This window comes from Pedobacter alpinus (assembly GCF_042684645.1).
GTDB lineage: Bacteria > Bacteroidota > Bacteroidia > Sphingobacteriales > Sphingobacteriaceae > Pseudopedobacter > Pseudopedobacter alpinus.
In genome coordinates this window covers 564,420-586,257 of record NZ_JBHULV010000008.1, presented here as the reverse complement: position 1 = coordinate 586,257, position 21,838 = coordinate 564,420, and the positions used below count along the sequence as shown (strand labels likewise).

Annotated in this window: 22 protein-coding genes; 13 read left to right on the top strand and 9 right to left on the bottom strand. The window is 33.1% G+C overall.

Translation table 11 applies throughout. From position 1 onward, the window contains the following. The first annotated feature begins 18 nt into the window (after positions 1-18). The 7 genes from ACFSSE_RS03700 (at position 19) to ACFSSE_RS03670 (ending at position 7,321) form a co-directional block, all read left to right on the top strand. The gene (locus ACFSSE_RS03700) at positions 19-1,122 is read left to right on the top strand and encodes a glycosyltransferase family 4 protein (RefSeq protein WP_379044612.1); all 1,104 of its coding nucleotides are present in this window, start codon (positions 19-21) and stop codon (positions 1,120-1,122) included. Beyond that, a complete protein-coding gene (locus ACFSSE_RS03695) occupies positions 1,123-1,719 on the top strand; it encodes a ribonuclease HII (RefSeq protein ID WP_379044609.1) in 597 nt (198 codons plus the stop codon). A gap of 12 nt (positions 1,720-1,731) precedes the next feature. Beyond that, positions 1,732-2,940, top strand: a complete 1,209-nt coding sequence (locus ACFSSE_RS03690) for a glycosyltransferase family 4 protein (protein ID WP_379044606.1) — start codon at positions 1,732-1,734, stop codon at positions 2,938-2,940. 50 nt (positions 2,941-2,990) lie between these two features. Beyond that, a complete protein-coding gene (gene gcvT / locus ACFSSE_RS03685) occupies positions 2,991-4,079 on the top strand; it encodes a glycine cleavage system aminomethyltransferase GcvT (RefSeq protein ID WP_379044603.1) in 1,089 nt (362 codons plus the stop codon). 10 nt (positions 4,080-4,089) lie between these two features. Then, positions 4,090-4,923 carry a KilA-N domain-containing protein gene (locus ACFSSE_RS03680; RefSeq protein WP_379044600.1) on the top strand — a complete coding sequence of 278 codons (834 nt, stop codon included), beginning with the start codon at positions 4,090-4,092 and terminating at the stop codon, positions 4,921-4,923. A gap of 5 nt (positions 4,924-4,928) precedes the next feature. Further along, positions 4,929-5,642 carry a 2-phosphosulfolactate phosphatase gene (locus tag ACFSSE_RS03675; protein WP_379044597.1) on the top strand — a complete coding sequence of 238 codons (714 nt, stop codon included), beginning with the start codon at positions 4,929-4,931 and terminating at the stop codon, positions 5,640-5,642. Positions 5,643-5,743: 101 nt separating this feature from the next. After that, complete coding sequence (locus ACFSSE_RS03670; RefSeq protein ID WP_379044594.1) at positions 5,744-7,321, top strand: M28 family peptidase; 1,578 nt, start codon at positions 5,744-5,746, stop codon at positions 7,319-7,321. Positions 7,322-7,392: 71 nt separating this feature from the next. Here the strand turns inward: ACFSSE_RS03670 and ACFSSE_RS03665 are convergent, their stop codons facing one another. Further along, positions 7,393-7,836, bottom strand: coding sequence for a hypothetical protein (locus tag ACFSSE_RS03665; protein ID WP_379044591.1), 444 nt, complete (start codon positions 7,834-7,836; stop codon positions 7,393-7,395). Positions 7,837-8,032: 196 nt separating this feature from the next. Continuing rightward, entirely contained in the window at positions 8,033-8,719 is a 687-nt protein-coding gene (locus ACFSSE_RS03660) for an OmpA family protein (protein ID WP_379044588.1), read from the bottom strand. 78 nt (positions 8,720-8,797) lie between these two features. Here ACFSSE_RS03660 and ACFSSE_RS03655 point away from each other — a divergent pair, with 78 nt between their 5' ends. Next, positions 8,798-9,637, top strand: coding sequence for an SDR family NAD(P)-dependent oxidoreductase (locus ACFSSE_RS03655; protein WP_379044585.1), 840 nt, complete (start codon positions 8,798-8,800; stop codon positions 9,635-9,637). Here ACFSSE_RS03655 and ACFSSE_RS03650 read toward each other — a convergent pair. Continuing rightward, a complete protein-coding gene (locus ACFSSE_RS03650; RefSeq protein WP_379044582.1) occupies positions 9,588-10,064 on the bottom strand; it encodes a DUF2452 domain-containing protein in 477 nt (158 codons plus the stop codon). The genes ACFSSE_RS03655 and ACFSSE_RS03650 overlap by 50 nt on opposite strands. Before the next feature lie 95 nt (positions 10,065-10,159). Between ACFSSE_RS03650 and ACFSSE_RS03645 the strand changes: the two genes are divergently transcribed. Beyond that, the gene (locus ACFSSE_RS03645) at positions 10,160-10,573 is read left to right on the top strand and encodes a response regulator (protein WP_379044579.1); all 414 of its coding nucleotides are present in this window, start codon (positions 10,160-10,162) and stop codon (positions 10,571-10,573) included. On the opposite strand, the gene ACFSSE_RS03640 is transcribed toward ACFSSE_RS03645, so the two are convergent. Next, positions 10,574-11,758, bottom strand: coding sequence for a class I SAM-dependent rRNA methyltransferase (locus ACFSSE_RS03640; protein ID WP_379044576.1), 1,185 nt, complete (start codon positions 11,756-11,758; stop codon positions 10,574-10,576). A gap of 176 nt (positions 11,759-11,934) precedes the next feature. Between ACFSSE_RS03640 and ACFSSE_RS03635 the strand changes: the two genes are divergently transcribed. From ACFSSE_RS03635 to ACFSSE_RS03625, 3 genes are all read left to right on the top strand, one after another. Beyond that, positions 11,935-14,025, top strand: a complete 2,091-nt coding sequence (locus tag ACFSSE_RS03635; protein ID WP_379044573.1) for a peptidylprolyl isomerase — start codon at positions 11,935-11,937, stop codon at positions 14,023-14,025. A 67-nt stretch (positions 14,026-14,092) separates the two neighbouring features. After that, entirely contained in the window at positions 14,093-14,608 is a 516-nt protein-coding gene (locus tag ACFSSE_RS03630; protein ID WP_379044570.1) for a DUF2480 family protein, read from the top strand. 30 nt (positions 14,609-14,638) lie between these two features. Beyond that, positions 14,639-15,415 (top strand): DUF3108 domain-containing protein, encoded by a 777-nt coding sequence (locus tag ACFSSE_RS03625; protein ID WP_379044567.1) that lies wholly within the window; start codon positions 14,639-14,641, stop codon positions 15,413-15,415. A 157-nt stretch (positions 15,416-15,572) separates the two neighbouring features. Here ACFSSE_RS03625 and ACFSSE_RS03620 read toward each other — a convergent pair whose 3' ends face one another. Beyond that, the gene (locus ACFSSE_RS03620) at positions 15,573-16,844 is read right to left on the bottom strand and encodes a hemolysin family protein (protein WP_379044564.1); all 1,272 of its coding nucleotides are present in this window, start codon (positions 16,842-16,844) and stop codon (positions 15,573-15,575) included. A gap of 338 nt (positions 16,845-17,182) precedes the next feature. Between ACFSSE_RS03620 and ACFSSE_RS03615 the strand changes: the two genes are divergently transcribed. Further along, positions 17,183-18,508: an OmpA family protein gene (locus tag ACFSSE_RS03615; protein WP_379044561.1), complete on the top strand. Its 1,326-nt coding sequence runs from the start codon at positions 17,183-17,185 to the stop codon at positions 18,506-18,508. A gap of 133 nt (positions 18,509-18,641) precedes the next feature. Here the strand turns inward: ACFSSE_RS03615 and phoU are convergent, their stop codons facing one another. Genes phoU through pstC form a run of 4 tightly spaced genes read right to left on the bottom strand, consistent with a single transcriptional unit; the run spans position 18,642 to position 21,836 of the window. After that, positions 18,642-19,310, bottom strand: a complete 669-nt coding sequence (gene phoU / locus ACFSSE_RS03610; RefSeq protein ID WP_379044558.1) for a phosphate signaling complex protein PhoU — start codon at positions 19,308-19,310, stop codon at positions 18,642-18,644. A gap of 12 nt (positions 19,311-19,322) precedes the next feature. Then, entirely contained in the window at positions 19,323-20,117 is a 795-nt protein-coding gene (pstB, locus tag ACFSSE_RS03605; protein ID WP_379044555.1) for a phosphate ABC transporter ATP-binding protein PstB, read from the bottom strand. Then, positions 20,093-20,953, bottom strand: coding sequence for a phosphate ABC transporter permease PstA (pstA, locus tag ACFSSE_RS03600; protein WP_379044552.1), 861 nt, complete (start codon positions 20,951-20,953; stop codon positions 20,093-20,095). The genes pstB and pstA overlap by 25 nt, the downstream gene beginning before the upstream one ends. Beyond that, positions 20,946-21,836, bottom strand: a complete 891-nt coding sequence (gene pstC / locus ACFSSE_RS03595; protein WP_379044549.1) for a phosphate ABC transporter permease subunit PstC — start codon at positions 21,834-21,836, stop codon at positions 20,946-20,948. Before pstC ends, pstA begins: the two co-directional genes overlap by 8 nt. Between the last annotated feature and the right edge of the window lie 2 nt (positions 21,837-21,838).

Sequence of the window (21,838 nt, the reverse complement as noted above, 5' to 3'; positions counted from 1 at the left end):
TAAATCAACCAAAGTAAATTGCGAATAGCCGTTAATACACGTTTATTAAAAAAGAATAAATTAGAAGGAATTGGTAGGTTTACTTACGAAACCTTACGAAGCATGGTGCTTAAACATCCAGAGGTTGAGTTTATATTTTGCTTTGACCACAAATTTGACTCCGAGTTTATTTTTGCACCAAATGTTAAAGGTTTGGTTATTCATCCTCCAGCCAAACACCCATTTCTTTACTATATATGGTTTCAACATTGTTTACCACGAGTTTTAAAAAAACATAAAATAGATTTACTGCTTTCGCCTGATGGTTATTTGCCTTTAAATACAAAAATTAAAACTTTGGCAGTTATACATGATATAGCTTTTGAACATTTTGAAAATGGAGTGAATTGGCTAGAGCAAAAATATTATAACTATTATTTCCCAAAATTTGCAAACCAAGCAACACGGATAGCAACCGTTTCTGAATTTAGCAAACAAGATTTGGTAAACACTTATCAAATTAGTGCGGATAAAATAGATGTGGTTTATAATGGCGTTACTGATGCCTTTAAACAGCTATCAAACAGCCCAAAACCGCTAATTCCGTATTTTATTTGTGTTGGCGCCATTCATCCTCGTAAAAACATTCTTAACTTATTAAAAGCGTTTGAGGCTTTCAGAAAACAAAACCCAACTTTTAAACATCAATTAATTTTGGCAGGCCGCAGAGCTTGGAAAACATCTGTTTTGGATAAACATTTAAAAACTATGACTTTTAAAACAGATGTTATTTTTAAAGCTGAATTATCTGATGATGAAATAAACCTGCTGCTAAATAATGCTACTGCCAGTATTTACCCTTCTTATTTTGAAGGTTTTGGCTTACCGGTTATTGAGGCTTTTAGTTGTGGTACCCCTGTAATTACCAGCCAAGAAACCGCAATGGAAGAAATTTCAAAAGGTGCTGCTCATTTATTTAACCCTAACAATTTTAAAGAATTAACGCGAAAAATTTACGAACAAGCTGCTGGAATTGCAGATAATCAACAAAAAATTATTTTAGGTTTAAAATTAGCAAAACAGTATAATTGGGAAAATACCTCAAAATTACTTTGGCAAGCCATATTAAAAACAATAAACTAAATGCTATTACCTTTTTACCAAAATGAATTTTTAGAAGCCGGTTGCGATGAAGCTGGCAGAGGATGTTTAGCAGGGCCTGTTTTTGCCGCTGCCGTTATTTTACCTAAAAATTTTAACCATCCTTTATTAAATGATTCTAAACAAATTAAAGAAAAAGACCGTTTTATTTTAAGGAAAGAAATTGAAGAAACTGCAATAGCTTTTGCTGTGGGGATGGTAGATCATCAAGAAATTGATAAAATAAATATTTTAAATGCTTCATTCTTAGCAATGCATAGAGCAGTAGAAAAACTAACCATTAAACCAGATTTTCTAATTATAGACGGAAATAGATTTAACGTGTATCCAAATATTAAACATCAATGTATTGTTAAAGGTGATAGCAAATACTTCTCTATTGCTGCCGCTTCTATTTTAGCCAAAACCTACCGAGACGATTTTATGGCTGCAATTGACAGTGAATTTCCAGCCTATCAATGGAAAAAAAATAAAGGCTACCCAACAATTGTGCACAGAAATGCGGTATTAGAATTAGGTTTTAGCCCCTACCACAGAAAAACTTTTAAAGTAAGTAATCCACAGCTATCCATTTTTTAGTATTTTGCAATTATGCGCATCCTTGTTATCACAAATAGAGTCCCATTTCCTGCCGATGGCGGCTATGCAATTGTGGTACACAACTCTTTAAAAGCGCTGTTAGATTTAGGTTGTAACATTACTTTGTTTAGTTTAAATACTACAAAACACTATGTTAATATTAAAGATATCAACGACCCTATTTTATCAAAAATTAAGTTTCAGCACTATAAAATAGACAATAGGGTAAAAGCTAAAGATGCTTTTGTGAATCTTTTTTCGCAACAATCTTATAACATCAGTAGATTTTATCATTTAGGCTGTGCAAATAAATTGGCGCATTTATTAAAAAACGGAAATTTTGATATCGTTCAATTTGAAGGCTTACAAGTTACGCCGTATATAAATGTTGTAAAAGTAAATTCGAAAGCCAAAATAATTTACAGGGCGCACAATATCGAGCATCAAATCTGGAAAAGACTCACCATTAAAGAACCCTTTTTACTAAGAAAACTATACCTTCATTTATTAAGTAAAAGGCTGCAACGTTTTGAGTTTGATGTTTTAGACAAATTTGATTGTATTTTAGCCATCAGTTTTGTTGATGAACATTTTTTTATTGATGCTGGTTACAAAAACAAAGTTCACACTTTCCCTGTTGCTGTTAATATTGATGAGTATGTGAATGATTATCAGCTATCTCCAAATAAAAGTTTAGGTTATATAGGTTCTATGGATTGGCGACCAAATATTGAAGGTTTAGACTGGTTTCTAGATAAAGTTTGGCCATCTATTAAACAATTAGGCTCCGGTATTACTTTCCATTTGGCTGGTAAAAACATCCCAAAAAGTTACGAGATTTTAGAAGGCGAATCTTTTATTATGGAAGGCAAGGTTGATAATGCGAAAGAATTTATAGCCCGCCAACATGTGCTCATAGTTCCCTTGCTTTCTGGCAGTGGCATGCGTGTTAAAATTATTGAAGCCATGGCTTTGGGTAAATGCATTATTGCCACTTCAATTGCTGCTGAAGGTATTAGCTATCAACATGATAAAAACATTTTAATTGCTGATACTGTTGACGATTTTTACAAACAAATATTACGCTGTTTTACCGATAAAACATTGATTAACCGTATTGGCGAGGGTGCCAAAAAATTAGTCGATAAAAATCATAATCAAAAAAAACTTGGCGAAAAACTTTTGGTTGTTTATGAAGAACTTCTTCAAGAAGAAAATTAAATTTTATTAATTTCGCAATTCAATTTCATATCCATAATCTTATTAAATAAATGAAAAATACCGCCTTAACAGCTAAGCATGTTTCTTTAGGTGCCAAAATGGTTCCGTTTGCAGGTTTTAATATGCCCGTTCAATATAAAGGAATTAACATTGAACACCTTGCAGTTAGAAATGCCGTAGGTGTTTTTGATGTAAGCCACATGGGCGAGTTTATTTTAAAAGGAGAAAAGGCTTTAGATTTAATACAACAAGTTTGCAGTAATGATGCTGCTAAGTTGGTTGATGGTAAAATTCAATATTCTTGCCTTCCAAATAAAGATGGCGGTATAGTTGACGATTTATTGGTTTACCGGATAGACCATAAAACTTATATGTTGGTGGTTAACGCATCTAATATTGATAAAGATTGGGATTGGATCAGCAGCTTTAACACTTATGGTGTAGATATGAAAAACATATCAGACCGTACTTCATTACTTGCAATACAAGGCCCAAACGCTGCCAAAGCTCTGCAAAGCTTAACCGAGGTTAATTTGGAAGAAATGGAATACTATACTTTCAAAAAAGGGAAATTTGCAGGTATTGATAATGTTTTAATTTCGGCAACCGGTTATACTGGTGCAGGAGGTTTTGAAATTTATTTTGATAACGAAAATGCCGAAGCAATTTGGGCCGCTGTTTTTAAAGCTGGCGAAGCTTATGACATACAACCCATTGGATTAGCCGCTAGAGATACTTTACGGTTAGAGATGGGTTTCTGTTTATATGGTAATGATATTGACGACACCACCTCCCCTATTGAAGCGGGCTTGGGCTGGATTACAAAATTCACCAAAGATTTTAACAATTCTGAAGCCCTGTTAAAACAGAAAAAACAAGGCGTAAGCAAAAAATTAGTTGGTTTTGAAATGATTGATAGAGGAATTCCTCGTCATGATTATGAAGTTGTTGATGCAGAAGGAAATGTGATTGGCAAAGTAACGTCTGGTACACAATCTCCATCTTTACAAAAAGCAATTGGAATGGCTTATGTGCAAACAGATTTAGCAAAAGAAGACCAAGAAATTTTTATTAAAATTAGAGACCAAAAAGTAAAAGCCAAAGTGGTTAAATTCCCTTTTTATAAAGTGGATTTATAAGATTTGAAAAATGGCAATAAAAAACAAATGCATTGAAGTAAATGGGGTTAAAGTAACTATAAATTTTACCAACCAAGCAGATTTTATTTCGCTAACTGATATTGCTAGATTTAAAAATTTAGATAGAACTGATACGATTATTCAAAATTGGTTAAGAAACAGAAATACGATAGAACTTTTAGGTTTTTGGGAACAGCTTTATAACCCGAATTTTAAACCCATCGAATTCGATGGGTTTAGAAAACAAGCTGGCTTAAATAGTTTTACGCTTACCCCTAAACAATGGGTTGAGAAAACTGAAGCAATTGGGATAGTATCAAAAGCAGGTAAGTTTGGAGGAACATTTGCTCATAAAGATATTGCATTTGAATTTGCTTCTTGGATCTCTATTGAATTTAAACTTTATTTAATCAAAGAGTTTCAAAGATTAAAGGACGATGAAAGCGAAAGGCTAAAATTAGACTGGAATCTTCAAAGAACATTAGCTAAAGTAAATTACCATATACATACAGACGCTATTAAAGAAAACCTTATTCCAACAGAAATTTATAAAAATAAAATACCATTAGTTTACGCAAGCGAGGCAGATATTTTAAACGTAGCTTTATTTGGAATAACAGCCAAACAATGGCGTGATAAAAATTCTGAGGAAAACGGAAACATCAGAGATCAGGCAACTTTAGAACAACTAGTAGTACTTTCTAATCTTGAAAGTATAAACGCTATTCTCATAAATCAAGGCTTATCACAAAGTGATAGGTTAATTCAACTCAACCAAATAGCCATTACCCAAATGAAATCACTTTTGAAAAGTGTGGCTTTAAAAAAATTAAAATCATCATAAAATTTATGCAAAAAAGAAATATTGAAGTTTGCTTAACACCAGCTTTAATCTCACTGTACGATTTAAAGAACTCCATTGTTGTTGTTATAGACATTTTTAGAGCTACCAGCTCTATTTGTTACGGAATAGAAAACGGAGCAAATGCAATTATACCTGTTGCAACAGTAGAAGAATGTAAAAACTACGAAAAAGAGGGTTACTTATTAGCTGCCGAACGTGACGGTAAAGTGGTAGAAGGTTTCAATTTTGGAAACTCTCCTTTTGCATATACCACCGAAAAGGTAAAAAACAAAACAATTGTTTTAACCACAACTAATGGCACTCATGCCATTAACGAATCTAAAAGAACTGCATACCAAATAATAATTGGTTCTTTTTTAAACTTAGATGCTATTTGCGATTATCTAAAATCGCAAGATAAAGATGTGCTTTTACTTTGTGCAGGTTGGAAAAACAAATTCAATTTAGAGGATACCATTTTTGCAGGTGCTGTAGTAAATCAGCTTAAAACTGAAAATTATATTTTAGATGATAGCAGCATTGCGGCAGATGATTTATACCAACAAGCTAAAGATAATTTAGAAGCTTATACAGCTAAAACATCACACAGTGAGCGCTTAAAAAAACTAGGAATTGAAGAAGATATAAAGTTTTGCCTAAACGTAAATATTACCAAAAGCATCCCAGTATTAGTTAACGATAAACTGATTAAAATGTAAAACCCTCAGCTTTATCTATTCAAATCTTTACAAAGCAAAACCATCAAATAACTTAAATTGGTTTAGCTTTATAAAAACGTTAATTAATCAATTATTAATATATGAAAAAACACATTTTAATAGCTTGCTTATGTTCTGGTGCATTATTTCTTCAAGCACAAGATAAAGTAGCTCAAAAATACGCAACTACAATTACTAAAGAAGATGCCTTTAAAAGACTAAGCATATTAGCTGCTGATGATTTTGAAGGAAGGGAAACTGGAAAAGCAGGAGCACAAAAAGCAGCAGAGTATATCAAATCTCAATTTGCATCTTTTGGATTAAAAGCCCCAGTTAATAACAGTTATTTTCAAGATTTAGATTTAAAAGAAAAATCATCAATAACCCGCAATGTAATTTTAAATGGATCTCCTTTAACATTTTTGAAAGATTTTTATACACTGCCAAATGATTTCATCGACATAAAAAAAACTTATAAAAACTTTGTTTTTGTTGGTTATGGCATTGCATCTGATAAATACGATGATTTATCAAACCAAAACTTAGAAGGAAAAGTTGCTATAGTTTTAATGGGCGAACCTGTTGTTAATGGTAAATCATTAATAAGCGGGACAGAAAAAATGTCTGACTGGACAAGTAGTAGATCTAAAAAAGCAACTGCTTTAGCTGCTAAAAATCCTGCTGCAATTATTTTCTTAAACCCTTCTATGGCAAGAATGAGTGCTAATGCAGCCTACTTTAATAGAGCTTCACTTGAGTTGGGTAAAAAAGAAACTAAGGAAAAACCCTTAACAATTTATGCTTCGGAAAGTGCGATAAATAGTTTAATGGAAGCTACAGGTAAAACCGTTAGTCAACTTACTGAAAGTATAAAAGAAACTCAGAAACCTGCGTCTATTTCTTTTAACGCAAATTTAGATGTTAATTACGAATCAAAATATACCGTAATTGAAGCTAAAAATGTGCTTGGGTTTTTAGAAGGAAACGACCCAATTCTTAAAAAAGAAATAATTATAATATCAGCTCATTACGACCATATTGGTGTTGGCGAAGACGGTGATGTTTTTAATGGTGCAGATGATGATGGATCTGGAACTACTGGCGTCCTAGAAATCGCTGAAGCTTTTGCAAAAGCAAAAAAAGATGGAAAAGGTTCTAAAAGAAGTATTTTATTTTTAACAGTAGTTGGTGAAGAAAAAGGTTTATTAGGTTCAGAATGGTATTCTGATAACCCAGTATTTCCTTTAGAAAATACCATTACCAATTTGAATATTGATATGATTGGAAGAGTTGGCGAAGAATATAAAGGAAAAGAAGATTCAGCTAATTATGTTTATTTAATTGGTTCTGATAAATTAAGCTCAACCTTAAAGCTAATTAACGAAAACGCTAATAAAACTTATACCAATTTGGTATTAGATTATAAATATGATGATCCGGCAGACCCTAATAGGTTCTACTACCGTTCAGATCATTACAACTTCGCAAAGCATAATATTCCAATTATATTTTACTTTAATGGAGTGCATGAAGATTACCACAAAAAAACCGATGAGATTAAAAAGATAAATTTCCCACTGTTAACCAAGAGAGCTCAACTGGTATTTTACACCGCTTGGGATTTGGCTAATAGAAGCGAAAAACCAAAGGTTGACAAGCAAAATGATATGAAAAACTAAACGAAAAATTAAAGGCACAAAAAAAGGGATAAAAAATTATCCCTTTTTTTATTTGCAATAAAATCTTTGACCTAAGAAGCTAACTTAACAGGATTAAGTCTTAAAAACAGATTCTCGAAGTTTATTGTATTTCCACTTAACCAATTCAGAAAAGCAAAAACTCCTGTATTCTCTTTCTTGTTCCCAACCGTTTCTAAAACAAACTTATTCATTGCAGCCGGGATAACTTGTTCGCTCAAAGTTTTAGCATCGTTAATATTCAAATTAAAATATTTATTTAAACGATTAGCATATTTATTTACCATCATGTTTGTTAAATCCTGATAAACAGCATCTTTCCCCTTAAAAAAGGACATCAATTCACCAACCTTACCATTATCTAACTTGCTTTTTAACACGTCAACAATAACACCAGTTGCCTCATTAATTGCAGCATCTATTGTTCCTTCTTTAATTTCAGATGTTAAAAAAGCTTGTTTACTTTCTTTAACAATTTGGCTAAGTTTTTCAAACATGATTACAAATATTTAGTGATTAACAATTACATTTCAAATAAGGGATTTAATTATCATAATTTCAAACAAAAAGCTCAAATATTTTTATAAATACAAATATTTGACAAACCTATTAAGTGTTTTGAAATTTGGAGATAAAAAAAGGAAATCTTTAATAAAATAGATTTCCTTTTAATATATATTAGTTGTTTGTTTACTAGTTACCAGTAGCAGTCTTTGCTTCTTGCTTCATTTTTGCATTAGCAACAATTACAATTTCTACCCTACGGTTTAAGCCCATGCCTTCAGCAGTATCATTTGTTGCAATTGGCTCAGATTCTCCTTTTCCAACAACTTTCAATCTACTATTTGCAACACCTTGAGATACCGCATAACTTTTAACTGAGGCAGCTCTTCTTTCAGATAAACTCATATTGTAGCTATCACTTCCAGAAGCATCAGTATGTCCAATAACCATTATGTCAGTATCAGGATATTTATTTAATGATGCTGCTAAATTGTCTATATTTTGTTTTGCATTTGCTTGCAATTCAGATTTATCAACTCCGAATAAAATCCCAGAATCAAATTTGACAATAATTCCTTCTTCATACGGAATAACTTCTGCCCCAGGAATACTTTGTTGAATTTCTTGAGCTTGTTTGTCCATCTTTTTACCAATAAATGCTCCTGCTGTACCACCAAGCGCACCTCCTATAATAGCGCCCACAGCTGTATTTCCAGCTTTTTTACCAATTAATGCACCAATAGTTCCACCAGCAGCTGCGCCAATTCCCGCACCTTTTTGTGTATTAGTTAAAGATTTACATGCAGGCATGATAGCTGACGTTCCTATAACTGCCATTAAGCCTAATGCTGTAGCTTTTAATTTATTAATTTTCATAATTTTATTTGTTGTGATTTATAAAGCCAACTACACAAAGAAAATGCCAAAAAAATATTATTCTTACTTTTGTTTAAGATGGATATAAATCAAATAAAAAGAATAGCAATAATAGGATGTGGTTGGTTGGGCTTTCCACTTGCAAAACATTTTCAAAAAAACGGTTATTTAGTTAATGGCTCTACAACAAATATTAATAAACTCCAATTATTAGCAGAAAATAACATTGCCCCTTTTTTAATACAATTGCCAAATACTATTGATGAAAATAGTTTAGCTCACTTTTTAAATGCAGATTTATTAATTATAAACGTACCACCCGGAAGAAGTGAGGAAAAAGGAGCTAATTATGGTGATAAAATGGAGCATTTAAAAACTGAAGTTTTAAAGTCCAACATTAAAAAAATAATTTTCATTTCTTCAACATCTGTTTACGATGAAAATAATGGTTGGCATACAGAAGAAAGCAACAGCTTTGCAAACACAGCATCTGGTTTAAGAATGTTAGCTGCAGAAAAAACATTTACAGCTGTAAAAGAATTAGATGTAACGGTTATAAGAATGGCCGGATTAATTGGCCCAGAAAGACATCCCGGAAGATTTTTCGCAGGAAAAGAAGCTATCCCTAATGGACTAGTGCCTGTTAATTTGATTCATTTAGAGGATTGTATTGGCGTAATTGAACAAATTATTAATCAATCACTTTGGAACCAAACATTTAATGCTGCTGCACCAACGCACCCAAGCAAAAGTGATTTTTACGATTTAGCCAGCAGGCAGCTTTACAACAAAAGAGCACAATTTATAAAAGAGAAAAAAGATTTTAAGATTATTAGTGCTGATAAAATCGTATCAACAGGGTATCAATTTAAACACCCTGATTTAATGCAATGGCTTGTTCAAAATCATCAAAATTAAACGATGCTTTGTCTAAAACATCCCAAGTAGAATCAGAAAGCAACCTAACAATAGATAAATACCGACTAAAAGATTGAGAACGACCCCATTCATTGGGTGCAATCATGCTAACTAAAAATTCGCCTGCTTGCTTTTTTTCGTACAGATGATATACTTGCCCCATTACAGGTTTAAAGCGTATTTCGGCTTTATAAATTAGCTCAGATATTTTTAAACGGTCTTCAATTTCTTTAACCTGCTGCATAATAAGTTCTGCTTGCTTACGTAACATATCAATTTGTTGATGTGCCTGCATGTGCATTGCCTCCACTGCATTTGCGGTTACCTTATTTTTATCAATCGGTTTAATAACCGGAGAACTTACCGACAAAGGAACAGGAGAAAACTTTGCCTCGCCAGTATAATAACTACTTTTTTCTTTATTCATAATCTTTAAACCTAAATTTATGCTTTTGGTTTTGAATCCGTTAAAAAACTAAACATTTTTATTTATTAAGTTTAAACCCAACTATTAAAAGAAATATGGAAAAATTCAGCTGCTTAATTATTGAAGAAAACACAAAAGATGTATTACAGCTATCAGAAATATTAAACTCTTTTAAATATTTAGAAATTATTGGTAACACAGAGAACGTAAAAGAAGGTTTAAATTTATTGAACACTTTAGAACCACAAATTCTTTTCTTAAATTTTCAGCTCAATAACACCAATAAATCTCAGCTATTAGAAAAAGTAAAGAAACAACCTACCATCTTTTTTATTATTGATGATGATCATGAAACCAAGAAAAACTTCGAATTAAACGGATTTAAATATATTGTTAAACCATATCATCAAACTCAAATTAAACAAGCGTTAGATAGTATCATGCAAACCCATAATCAGTTAGCTACTAAAATGCAAAGCTTATTGGGTAAATTAAAATTTGAAGATTAATTAATAAACCCTACATAATAAACCTTTTAAATACTCACCTTCTGGAAAAGAAATTCTAACCGGGTGATCTTCTGGTTGAGTAAATTGATGAATAATTTGCACTTCTTTACCGGCATCTAAAGCTGCCCAGGCAATTATTTGCTTAAAAGTTTCCATATCCACAGCTCCAGAACAGCTAAAAGTAGCCAACAAACCACCTTCTTTTAAAACATGCATTCCTAATCTATTCAAATCTTTATATGCTCTTGCCGCTCTATCTAAAGCAGAACGAGAGGGTGCATATTTAGGTGGGTCTAAAACTACAATATCAAATTCTTCTCCTGCCTCTTTAAATATGCGTAATTGCTTATTTACATCACTTTGTATGGCTTCGTGTTTTATGCCTTCAAACTTATTTAAAATGATATTCTTTTTTAAAGTCTCAATAGCTAAAGCAGAACTATCAACAGAAACAACTTCCGCTGCTCCTTTTGCCATCGCGTTTAAAGAAAAACCTCCGCTATAGCTAAAACAATCTAACATCCGTTTTCCTTTAGCATAGTTTGCCAACAAATCTCTGTTAAACCTTTGGTCGCAATAAAAACCAGATTTTTGACCTTCTACAATATTAATATTGTATTTGATACCATTTTCTTTTACCTCCACAAAATCTGGAGGCAAAGTACCCCAAACTAAACCTTCTGTGGCAGCTAAACCATCATGCGCTCTGGCACCAATATCACTTTTATCAAAAATACCTTTAGCACCAGTTAGCCTTTGCAACTCATCTAATATTACAGGTTTTAGGCTTTCCATACCCGATGTTAGTATTTGTACCGCTAAATAATCTGCGTATTTATCAGCAATTAGACCTGGCAAATAATCAGATTCACTAAAAACTAACCTACAAGTATTGTTATCTGCATTAATTAAATGCTTTCTATTATTAAAGGCTGCTTGCAAGCGTTTTCTATACCAAGCTTCATTAGGTAAAATTTCTTGGTCCCAACTTAAAACTCTAATTGCAACTCTAGATTCATTATTATAATATCCATAAGCCAAAAACTCATCATCATAGGCATATACAGTCACCAATTCTCCGTTTTCGGGCTTTCCTTTAACATTTTGTAATGCTCCAGAAAAAATCCAAGGATGACGTTGTAAAACAGCTTTTTCTTTACCCTTTTTTAATATAATTGATACCATAAGCCACAAAGGTATAATAAAGCTTTTTTTTAAACTCAAATAATCTAACAATTATGCAACATATTTATAAATGCCTTATTTATTGATATATATAATCTAAATAAATTTTATGCTTTGTTGTGTAAATTTGTATCTTGCGCCCTCGAAAAATAAAACATAATTACAATATGGGTATAATGGGTTTTTTGCGTGACCGAGCAGGTGTAATCATTGTGATTGCTATCGGTGTGGCAATTGTTGCGTTTCTATTAGGTGATGCGATACAAAGTGGACAAGGTTTTATATCTGAGTCGCAAAGTGAAATTGGTGAGGTGGGAAATGAAACTATTTCTTACAAAGATTTTAATGAAAAAGTAGAACAAAATTCTGCGCAATTTAAACAGCAAATGGGAAGTTTAAACCCACAAATGACTGCTTACGTTGTAGAAAACACTTGGAACCAAACAGTTTCTGGTATTATCTTAAAAAAACAAACAGAAGATTTAGGATTAACCGTTGGCGAGTCTGAACTTTTTGATTTATTGTTTGACAATCCTTCTCAACAAGTTCAACAAATTTTCTCTAACCCACAAACAGGTGTGTATGATAGAGCAACAGCTTTAAATTCGAGAAAAAGTGCTGATACAGACCCAACCGGTCAATTAAAATCTCAGTGGATTGCATTAGAAGAGAATGTACAACAACAAAGAATTAACGAGAAGTATATTAACTTAGTTAAAAATGGCATATATGTTAACTCTTTAGATGCTAAAGATGATTATACCAACAGAAACAAATTGGTTAATTTTGAGTACGTATTTAAAGATTATGCTTCTGTACCTGATGCTGAAGTAAAAGTTACTGATGCTGATTACAAAGAGTACTACGAGCAAAATAAATACAAGTTTAAAAACGCTACTGAAACCAGAACGTTTGAATATGTTGCTTTTGATGCTGCGCCCTCTAAACAAGATACTTTAGACGCTAAAGTAGCAATTGATAAAATTACTGAAGGCTTTAGAACCTCTACAAATGATTCTTTATTTGTAGCAATCAATGCGGATACAAAAACTCCTATAGTTTATCAAAAGAAAGGTCAATTAGAGCCTGCTTTAGATTCTGTAATGTTTGGTGCAAGCAAAGGTTTTGTTTACGGTCCGTTTTTCTCTAATGGCACCTACAAAGTAGCTAAACTGGTTGATTCTAGAGTTAGTCCTGATTCTGTTAAAGCTCGTCATATTTTGATTAACCCAGCTACAGAAGGTGGTATGGATAAAGCTTTAGCTAAGGCTGATTCTTTAAAGAAATTAATTTTAGGTGGTGCTAATTTTGCTGCATTAGCTACACAATATGGCACTGATGGTTCTAAAGATAAAGGTGGAGATTTAGGTACTTTTACAAGAGGATCAATGATTCCAGCTTTTGAAGATGCCGTATTTAATGGAGCAGTTGGCCAAACAATGGTTTTGCAAACTCAATTTGGAGTACACGTTATTAATATCCAAAATCAAATTGGTTCTTCAAGAGTTGCTAAAGTGGCTGTAGTTGATAAAGCTTTGGCGCCAAGTTCTGTAACTGAGCAAGCTGCGTATCAAAAAGCACAAAGCTTTATAAGCAACGTGAGCAACCAAACTTCTTTTGATGAAAACGCTAAAAAACAAGGTTTAAATAAATTATTAGGGACTGATGTTGGACCATTACAAGGTTCCTTACCTGGTTTAGAGGATGCAAGAACTTTAATACGTTGGGTTTTTAATGCAGATAAAGGCGATGTATCTAACGAGATTTTTGACATTGGTGATAAATATGTTGTTGCGGTTTTAACAGCGGTTAAACCAGAAGGTACTTTGTCTCTAGAAGATGTTAAAAAACAAATTGAACCAGATGTTAAAAGACTTGCGCAAGCTAAAGTATTAAAAACTTCCTTTGAAAAAGCAGTTTCTGGAGTATCAAACATAGCACAAGTAGCACAAAAAACAGGTACAACTGTTACCCCAGTAGAAAACGTTGTTTTTGCCAATCCAGTTATCCCTGGTATAGCTCAAGAAAACAAAGTTATTGGAAGTATTTTTGGTTCTCAGCCTAATAAACTATCTAAAGTAATTGAAGGTGATAGGGGTGTTTATGTATATACTGTAAAAAGTTTTACTAATCCACCGGCTTTAACAAATGTTTTAAAAGTTAAAGAACAAATGGAACAATCTATTAGCCAGCAAGTTGACGCTTCTGTTTTTGAAGTTTTACGTAAAAAAGCTGATGTAAAAGATTTTAGAGCTAAGTTTTATTAATAGTAAAATACTTAATTTTAAAGCCGAGGTTGATAACAATCCTCGGCTTTTTTAGTTTTATAGAATTATGGATATTCAAGAAAACATTGTTAACAAAGTTGCGCAAAGCGGATTAATATCTTTTGATTTAGCAGATTTACACCAAGCTGGAGAAAGAGTAGTTTATGATATAAAAGATAACCTTTTTCATGGTTTAATGCTGAGAGAAAAAGATTTTAGAGAATTTCTTAAAGAGCACAACTGGGGAAGTTATACTGGTAAAAATGTAGCAGTAATTTGTTCTGCAGATGCCATTGTGCCAACTTGGGCATATATGCTTTTGGCGTCAAAATTAGCTCCATTTGCTAATTATACTGTTTTTGGAGATTTAGAATTATTGGAGACTATACTTTATTTAAATGCCTTAGATAAATTAGATTTAAGCAAATACAAAGATCAACGCTTAGTAATAAAAGGCTGTGGAGATATTTACGTACCTACTGCAGCATTTGTAGCTATTACAACAAAGTTGAGTACAATAGCTAAAAGCATCATGTACGGAGAGCCTTGTTCTACAGTACCCATATTTAAACGTAAAGATTAATTTGGTTCATTTTTTGCAATAATCTTAACTATGAGAAAGCATATTTTAACATTAATCTTGATAGCTTTTGTTTTTGGTAATGGTTTTTCCCAAACCATAGACTATTTAGACAAATCTGCTTTTAAAGCTGGAGAAACTATAAAATACAAATTAAAGTATGGTTTTTTTACGGCGGCAGAAGCAACTATACAGGTTTTAGCTACTGATGTAAAATTAAACAACAAACCTACTTACCATTTATTGGTACAAGGCCAAACATCTGGCTCTTTTGATGTTTTTTATAAAGTTAGAAACAGATATGATTCATATATAGATAAAGACAATTATAGTCCTTATTTATATACCGAAAACGTAAGAGAAAACAAATATACCAGAAATGATAAAGCTAGATTTTACCAAAATGAAAAAAAAGTAGTTGCTACCAAAGGAACATTTAAATCTCCTGTTAACCAAACATTTGATTTGGTGAGTGCCTATTACTTTACAAGAAATTTAGATTTAAAAGGGATTAAAGTTGGAGACAAAATTGTACTTAACTACTTCTTAGATGACGAGGTTACGCCATTAACTATTGAGTATTTTGGTAAAGAAATTATTAAAACAAATTTAGGTCAGATAGCTTGTTTAAAATTTAGTCCTTCTATTAGACCTGGACGAGTATTTAAAAAAGACAGTAGATTGTTTCTTTGGATTAGCGATGATGCAAATAGAATACCGGTAAAAGCACAAGCAGAGGTTTTAGTGGGGTCTATTAATATGGAAATCTCATCTGCAAGTGGTTTGGTTAAACCTCTAAATACGCAGTAGATTTGTAATGTATAAAGAGAAAAAAACGACTAATCTAGCTCAACTAAATTCAATAATTTAGACTGTGTAATAAAATTATGTTTAATTATTCTTTTGGAAAAAATTAAAAAAATCAATAACTTAATTAATAATCTTTCTGAAATACTTAAATTCTTACCTATAATTTAGTAATTAAAATTTTATCTATCCTTTGGCCATCCATATCAATCACCTCTAATGAAAACTTATTCCAAACGCATGTTTCACCAGTTTTAGGGATATGATTTACTATGGAAATAAATAATCCTGCCACAGTGGTAAATGCCCTATTTTCTTCTTCATCTAAAACATTAAAATAAGTTAAAAGCTCATGGTAAGGTAATTGACCATCTACTAACCATGATTCATCATTTCTTTTTAGAATCTGAAAATCTTCTTGATCTAGTTCAACCGAATCACCAATAAGCTCATCGAGAATATCATTTTTAGTAATAATCCCCTGAAGAGATCCATATTCATCTAAAACGATAGCACTATGGCACCTCTTTACCTTAAATTGCTCTAAAACCTTGTATGCCGCCATACTTTCTGGTAAATAAATAGGCGTAGTTAAATTGGCTTTTATATCAAATTTATCAAACCCTGATGCTTTACTAAACAACTCTTTAACAGCTATAAAACCAATTAAGTTATCAATAGACTGCTCACAAACAGGGTAAACAGAGTGAGGGTACTTGTTCACTATGTTTCTAATAGCGGCTAAATCATCTTTCAAATTAATCCAAACCATTTCATGCCTGGGAGTCATCAACTGGCTTACATTCCTATCACCCAAAGAAAAAACTCGTTTGACAATATCGTGTTCTATTTCGTCTATTTCTCCTCCTTCTACGCTATCATGCAGTATTAATTTAATTTCATCTTCTGTAACACTACCTTCTTTTTTGTCTTTAATGCCCAATAAACTAAGAAATAAATCATTGGTTTTAGCTAATAACCAGATTAGAGGTTTTGTGATGGTTGATAAAACAGTCATAGGTATTGCTACCGCAGAAGCTATTTTTTCAGGAAAACTTAGGCCTAATCTTTTAGGAATTAACTCCCCAAAAACAATAGTTAAGTAGGTTATCACTACAACTACGGTAATCACTGCAAGTGAATCTGCGTAAGCGGTTAAAAAATCAAACCTCTTATACCATTCTGTTAAAACAGCGGTAAAAGAATTACCACTAAAAATACCTGTCAATATACCAATAAGGGTTATTCCTATTTGTACGGTAGATAAAAATGTGTTTGGACTGTTTGCTAATTCAAAAGCTTTTTTAGCTTTTTTATTACCTTTTTTTGCAGCAGTTTCTAACTTAAATTTCTTTGATGAAACCAGTGCAATTTCACTCATAGAAAAAACACCATTCAACAAAATTAAAACTACAATTATTAAAACTTCCATAATCTTCAATGCAATTCAAAAAGTCGCAAGATATATAATTTATCTGTTGCGTTTAATAAAGATGATGATTTTAAAATAGTCTCTTTAACAGAAACACAGGCTTTACTGATTTTATAGGCCTATATACTGTAAGAAACTGTATTGTATAGTTTACAAATCTTCAACTTAATTAGAGAACGTCCTTTACATCCTACATCGTCTCAGTTAATAAAAAATATTAAAAAAAGATAAGTAATTGATTGATAATACTTCATGATTTTCATTTCAAAAATGGCTGGCTTTTTTCAATTAATGATTATCAGTTATGAATTAAAACAACTGAGCATAATTATTAAAAAATGAAAACAGTTACTAAAATCTCGATGATGCTTGCACTAACAGGTATGGCATCTCAAACAATCGCTCAAGAAACTACACCTGAAACAAAATCACGTTTCTCTACAAAAAATTTCCGTACTTGGTCAATTGGCGCACATGGTGGCGTTTTAACACCTTATACTGTTTTCAGAGGTGAAAACAACGATTTTAACACGCCAACTGAAAGCTGGGGATATGGTGGATTTATAAAAAAACAAATTATTCCTTCTTTTGGTATTCAAGCAGATTTTTTAGCAGGAAACGTAGAAGGATTAAGAGCATCAAGCCTTGTCCCTAATACTTCGGCAAATGCGCTTTATGAAGGTTCAAGCTTTAAATCTCACATCGAATGGTCTGCTGCATTAACAGCAAATTTTACTTTAGCAAATCTAAGCATCAATAAAGAAAACGGTTACTTTTCTCCTTATATGAAAGCTGGTGCAGGTTATATGTCATCAAATGCTGAAGTTATAAACGCAGGACCAAGCAGAGGTTATGCTGAAAACTGGTTTGTACCTGTAGGTGCAGGTTTCAAAATTGGTATTTCAAGAGGAATCAATCTTGATTTTGGTTACGATGTTAACTTTGTGAAAACAAATAATTTTGATGGTGTAGCTGGTTCAAGTTTTGATAATTTTTCTTACGGTCATGCAGGTATTGAGTTTGCTTTAGGAAAAAGACAAAATCCGCAATTAGCAAATTATAGCGCATTAGCAGATTTAAGAAAACAAACTGCAGCAGAAAGCGCAGAACTACGCAATGCCTTATCAACAGCTGAACAAAATGCAGCGAGAGAAAGAGAACAGTATGCTAAAGATATGGGTGATGATGATGGTGATGGTGTAGCTAATAAATTTGATAAATGCCCGGGAACTGCTGCAAATACTGTGGTTGATGGTGCAGGATGTGCGTTAACTGTCCCAAGAGAAATTATTAGGGAGAAAATTGTAGTTACTGAAGCAGATAGAAGAATTGTTGATGAAGCTATCAAAAATTTAGAATTTGATTTATCTAAATCAACCATCCGTCCAACTTCGTATGCTACATTAAACAGAGTTGCAACATTACTAAAAGAAAAAGATTTTAGTTTAAAACTTGCTGGACATACAGATAACACTGGTTCTATGGAACTTAATCTACGTCTATCGAAAGAAAGAGCAGAAGCCATTAAAGCTTACTTGGTAAGTCAGGGTGTTAATGCTTCAAGAATTGAAGCAACAGGTTACGGTCCAAACCAACCTATCGCTCCAAACGATACAGCAGAAGGCAGACAAACCAATAGAAGAGTAGAATTTAGTATATTCTAAGGTTTAGAATAAACACTCTTTAAAAGCATACAGGAATTCGTTTCTGTATGCTTTTTTTATGGCTAATAAACATCCTAATACGTTTCATACTTAGCCGGTAGAGTTAGTTAATAATGCTTGAAAACAGGTTTTCTTATTTCTTATTATTTTTGTAGTGTTTTAACACCTTGGCTTCAATATAAAATATAATTTCTTCTGCAATATTTTTACTTTGATCGCCCACACGTTCTAACCGTCTGATGATAGAAAGAACGTTTAATGCTTGTTCAGTTTTCTCAGGATGCTTTAAAATAAACTCAGCTACATTTTTATTCGCCTCGGCATTAATATCGTCCAGCAGTTCATCTTTTTTGAAAATGCTTCTGGCTAGTTTAGTATCTTCTTCTTCAAAAGCTTTTAAAACATCCAATACAATCTGGTTGGCGCTTTCATACATCAAATCAAATTGAGTGCAGTTTAACAGTTCTTTATCAAAAGGTTCTTTCTCGCTTAAAATAAACTTACAGATCCCCTCGGCAATATCACCTATACGTTCCAGGTTATTATTGATTTTTAAGGTTGCCAGCGCAAAGCGCAAATCTATAGCTACCGGGTTATATAAAGCAAAAATACTTTCGCAATCTCTGTCTATTTTCAGCTCCATAGCATTTACTCGTTTTTCAGAAGAAATCACATCTCTTGAAAAATCTTTATCAAAAGTTCGCAAAGAATGGAGCGCTTTTTCTAATTGCTGAATAACCAGTCTCCACATTTCTGTGGTATCTTCTTTTAATTTTTTTAGTTCAGTTTCTAAATGAGTCATACCGTTATTGAATTAGCCAAATCTTCCTGTTATATAATTTTGTGTCGCATCTTTGGCTGGGTTGGTAAATATCTTATCAGTAAGATCATACTCTATCAATTCTCCCATATAAAAGAAAGCGGTTTTGTCACTTATTCTTGCTGCCTGCTGCATATTATGCGTCACAATTACAATTGTGAAATCCTTTTTTAAATCATAGATTAACTCTTCAATTTTAGCAGTAGAAATAGGATCAAGAGCTGATGCAGGTTCGTCCATTAACAAAACGGATGGCTTTACGGCAATAGCCCTGGCAATACACAGCCTCTGTTGCTGACCGCCAGAAAGTGCCATGGCAGATTTGTGCAAATTATCTTTTACCTCATCCCATAGAGCTGATAATTTTAAAGCGTTTTCTACCGTATCTTGTACCACCGATTTTGATTTTTCTCCATTAATTCTTAAACCAAAAGCTACGTTTTCGAAAATGGTCTTCGGAAAAGGGTTAGGCTTTTGAAATACCATGCCTATTTTTTTTCGATACTCATAAACATCAATTAGGTCTTCATAAATATCAACTTCATCTATCAATACCTTACCCTTAATAGTTACATCAGGAATCAGATCATTCATTCGGTTAAAACACCTTAAAAAAGTTGATTTACCACAGCCTGAAGGGCCTATAAAAGCGGTTACTGTATTTGCTGTAATATCTATAGAAACCTCTTTTAATGCTTGCTTTTGTCCATAGTACAAGCTTAAATCAATGGATCGAAGTTTATACTCTCCGTTGGAGGTAGTTTTTAAATTGTTGTTTTTTTGTACCATCTGTTTCTTAATACTATGGCTATACCATTTAATAAAAATGTAAATACCAACAAGACAATTATGCCTGCTGCAGCGTTATCAACAAAGCCCTGTTGTGGTCTAGATGTCCAGTTAAATATTTGAATAGGTAAAGAGGTATATTGGTCCAACGGTCCTTCTGGGATAAAAGGCACATAAGCCAGTGCTCCTACTACGATTAGCGGTGCGGTTTCACCAATTGCCCTGGAAACAGACAATATGATTCCGGTTAATATTCCTCCGAAAGACGCAGGCAAAACTACCCGATATATGGTTTGTAGCCTAGTAGCACCCAATCCAAATGCTGCTTCTCTCAAAGTATCGGGTACAGCCTTAATAGCCTCTCGTGTGGAAACAATGATCACCGGCATAATTAACAATGCCAGTGTTAAAGCACCAGACAAAATACTATTCCCTAAACCCGCCATCCTAACAAATAATTGTAATCCTAATATACCATAAATAACAGAGGGTACACCAGCCAGGTTAGAGATATTAATTTCGATAAACTTAGCCAACCTGTTTTTATTGCCATACTCCTGAAGGTAAATTCCGGATAGAATCCCTATTGGGAGTGCAATAAGGATGGTAAAAAACAACAAACTTACCATACCGGCAATGGCCGTGTAAATCCCTGATTGCTCCGGAAAACGGGAAGGTAAATTCGCAAAAAAGGACCAGTTTAAACGGGATAAACCTTTAATAAGGATATCGGCAATAAGAACCAGCAAGGTTAACAAACAGGTAAACGTACAGAAAATGGCAAAAACTTTAAAAGTTTTATCCTTAGCTCTGGCAGAAAAAAAGACTTTATTCATAACGTTGCTGATATTTTTTTCTAATCCAAAAACTGATGTTATTGAGCAGAAAGGTAAACACAAACAAAGTCATCCCTGCTGCAAAAATGGTTCGGTACTCTAAAGAATCCTGAGGTACATCGCCCATACTTACTTGTACAATATAAGTGGTAATGGTTTCTACCGATTCCATAGGGTTAAAAGTAAGTTTAGGTTCTTGCCCGGCAGCAATGGCCACAATCATGGTTTCTCCTAAAGCCCTAGATATGGCTAAAATAACCGAAACAATAATCCCCGAATTTGCCGCAGGAACCAGTACTTTAAAAGCTGTCTCGAACCTGTTAGCACCTAAACCATAAGAAGCTTCCCTTAAGGATTTTGGTACGGCTCTTAAAGCATCTTCACTTAAAGAGGTGATGTAAGGAATAATCATGATCCCCATCACAATACCCGGTGATAAAGCATTAAAACCCGATAGCTCGGGAAAGATTTTTTGAAGCAAAGGCGTAACAAATTGCAAAGCAAAAAACCCGTAAATAACTGTAGGCACAGCCGCCAATACTTCAAGCAATGGTTTAACTATCGAAGTAAATTTTTTAGAGGCATATTCATTGAGGTAAACGGCAATGGTAATTCCGACAGGCACCGCTATCACTACCGCAATAAAGGTGGTTAACAAAGTACCCGATAGTAAAGCCAAAATACCGAAATGTTTATCTTCAAATAAGGGTGTCCATTCGGTATCTGTTATAAAATCAAAGAAAGACACTTCTCCGAAAAACTGAAAGGTATCTACAGACAGCACCAGAATGATACCCACAGTAGTTAACACCGATACCATACTGCAAAGCAGCATGATGAATTCGATGAGTTTTTCTGATTTAATTTTATTAAGACCTACCATGT